A 2,727-nucleotide genomic window follows, 5' to 3' on the forward strand; every position below is an offset into this window, starting at 1 on the left:
GGTAGGCCTGCTGCGCGGCCTCCTTGTCGCCGAGCGCCTCCAGCGCCCGCCCGGTCCAGTAGCCGGCGCGGCCGCGCGAGATCGGGGATTCGACCGCCTCGCCATGGCTGCGGAAATGGTTCAGCGCCACCTGCGGCTGGTCAAGGAAGCGCAGCGCGATGTAGCCGGAAAGCCATTCGAGCGCGGCGAAATCCGACCCCTCGGTCATCTGGTGAGTGGAGGCCACGCGATAGGCCTCGCGGTACTTGCCCTCGAGCATCAATTCGTGGGCAAGGCTGTCGCGGCGCCCGGCCCAGGCCCAGGGCTCGCCGAGGCTCTCGGCATTCTTCGAGCGTTCGAGCAGCAGCGCGATGGCGTCGGCGTCGCGGCCCTTGCGGACGCGCCAGAGGTAGCGTTCGTATGCGAGGCCCGGATCGTCGGCCAGCGTCTCGGGCACCGCCTCGATCAGGCGGTCGACGCCGGGCACCGAGTCGCGCAACCCGATGCGGGCCTCCGCGAGCTTCTGCCAGCCATCGCTGACCAACGGCATGACAGCGCGGGCGTTGGCCTCCCACCCCCGCCAGAGCGCCATGTCGAGCCGCGCCTGGTGGTGCGGCTTCAGCAGGTCACCCCATTGCGTCAGAAAGGCGCTGCGCTCCTCGGAGGACAGCGCCAGCGTGCGCCATGCCAGCACCACCTCGGCCTCGGCGGCGCCGCGCTCGCCCTCGGCGGCATAGGCACGGGCCAGTGCCAGCGCACCGGCACCGGTCTGCGGGCGGTAGCCCTCGAAAAAGGTCTTCACGATGGCATTGTCGCGGGATTCCGAGATCGCGATTTCGGATTTCTCGCGCAGGTAATCCATGCCCGGCCAGTCCGGGTTGCGCTCGAGGAAGTCCATCACCTGCGCCGCGTTGCCGCGGCTGGCGCGCAGGTAGTTCCAGAGGATGACGTCGAGCGCGGGCTGTCCGTCGCCACGCGAATCGATCAGCGCGGCCGCCCAGTTGCCCTCGCGCATGGCCTGCATGGCCTGTGCGAGGGGGCGGTCCTGCTGGGCCGCCGCGGGAAAGGTCGTGAGGATGAGGAAGATGAGGGCCCAGAGGCGCGACATGAGCTTGCAATTTCCGGCTTGAAAAGGAATAGACGCGCTTCAGAGGATATCCCGGCGGCGGTTGGCTTCCAACTCACAATCCCTTCAGGCCGGACCTCTTGTCACGACGATAAACGGATAAAGGAGCGTGTTATGTTGAAAGGTTCGATGCCTGCCCTGGTCACGCCGTTCAAGGACGGTGCAGTGGATTTCGACACGCTCAAACGTCTCGTCGAGTGGCACGTGGCCGAAGGCAGCCACGGGCTCGTGCCGGTGGGCACGACCGGCGAGAGCCCGACGCTCACCCACAAGGAGCACGAGGCGGTCATCGCCTGCGTGGTCGAGGCCGTGGCCGGGCGCATCCCGGTGATCGCGGGCGCTGGGTCGAACAACACCGATGAGGCGATGCGCTTCGTGCAGTTCGCCAAGACCGTGGGCGCCGATGCGGCGCTGGTGGTGACGCCCTATTACAACAAGCCGACGCAGGCCGGGCTCTACGCGCATTTCAAGGCGCTGCACGACTGCGCCGAGATCCCGATCGTGATCTACAACATCCCCGGCCGTTCGGCGGTGGACATGTTGCCCGCCACCATGGGCGAGCTCGCGAAGCTGCCGCGCATCATCGGCGTCAAGGACGCCACCGGTGACCTCGCGCGGGTCTGCGCCCAGCGCATCACCTGCGGCCCGGACTTCATCCAGCTCTCGGGCGAGGACGCCACCGCGCACGGCTTCAACGCCCAGGGCGGTATCGGCTGCATCTCGGTGACCGCGAACGTGGCGCCGACGCTCTGCTCGGAACTGCAGGAAGCGACGCTCGCCGGCGATTACGGCAAGGCGCTGACGATCCAGGACCGGCTGATGCCGCTGCACCAGGCGATCTTCGCCGAGCCCGGCGTCTGCGGCGCGAAATACGCCATGGCGCGCCTGGGTCTCTGCGAGGAAGAGATGCGCCTGCCGCTGCTGCCCGTGACCGAGCCGGTGCGGGCCCGGCTCGACGACGCGCTGCGCCACGCCGGGCTGCTGAACTGAGCACTGACCTGCGGATGCGGCGCGTTTTCGGGCGCGCCGCATGCTGAGATTGGCAGGCAGTTTTCCGGTCGCTGCCGGTCGGCGTGTTGATCCGGTGCGGGGTCCAGTCCCGGCGGCGCTGCGAGGGGACCGAGGTGGCGACAGAGGGGGCGCTGCCCCCGTCCGCTGACGCGGACTCCCCCGGAGTTTATTTGGCAAGATGAAGGAGGGGCGCGGGAGACCGGGTCCCTCTTTTTCGTTTCCGGACGGCGGGTGGTGAGCTCGTTTCCGGACGAGGATGGGTGGGGTTGCGTCCCGGGATGGGAGCGGCACACTGGCCCGCGTGTCAGAGGGAGGGCCGGCGTGCGGTTTCGGAAAGTATTTTGGGTGGCGCTGGCGGTGGTGTTCGCCGGTAACGTGGTCGTGGCGGCGGCGGCCGAGGAGGACGAGGCGGCGCTGCTCGCGTTGCTGGCGGGCGACGACGCGGTGGCGCTGGCGCCGGCGCTCCTCGCGGAGGTACCGCGCGAGACCTTGCAGCAGGTGCTGGCGGGGCTGCGCGACCAGATCGGCGCGGTCGAGGACATCGTGCCCGCGGGCGAGGATTACCAGGTCGAGACCGCGAGCCATCTGGTGCGGGCCCGGATTGCCCTCGA

Annotated in this window: 1 protein-coding gene and 2 pseudogenes; 2 read left to right on the plus strand and 1 reads right to left on the minus strand. The window is 68.9% G+C overall.

Features of this window, described 5'->3' with window-relative positions; all coding sequences use genetic code 11:
- A pseudogene (locus HC022_RS23465) lies at positions 1-1,087 on the minus strand (lytic transglycosylase domain-containing protein); the annotation flags it as partial.
- A 132-nt stretch (positions 1,088-1,219) separates the two neighbouring features.
- Between HC022_RS23465 and dapA the strand changes: the two are divergent.
- On the plus strand, positions 1,220-2,095 hold the full coding sequence (gene dapA / locus HC022_RS23470; RefSeq protein WP_167454011.1) for a 4-hydroxy-tetrahydrodipicolinate synthase: 876 nt from the start codon (positions 1,220-1,222) through the stop codon (positions 2,093-2,095).
- Between the two features lie 342 nt (positions 2,096-2,437).
- Positions 2,438-2,727: pseudogene (locus tag HC022_RS23475) on the plus strand (hypothetical protein); the annotation flags it as partial.

It is taken from the genome of Salipiger sp. HF18, from assembly GCF_011806505.1.
Taxonomy (GTDB): domain Bacteria; phylum Pseudomonadota; class Alphaproteobacteria; order Rhodobacterales; family Rhodobacteraceae; genus Salipiger; species Salipiger thiooxidans.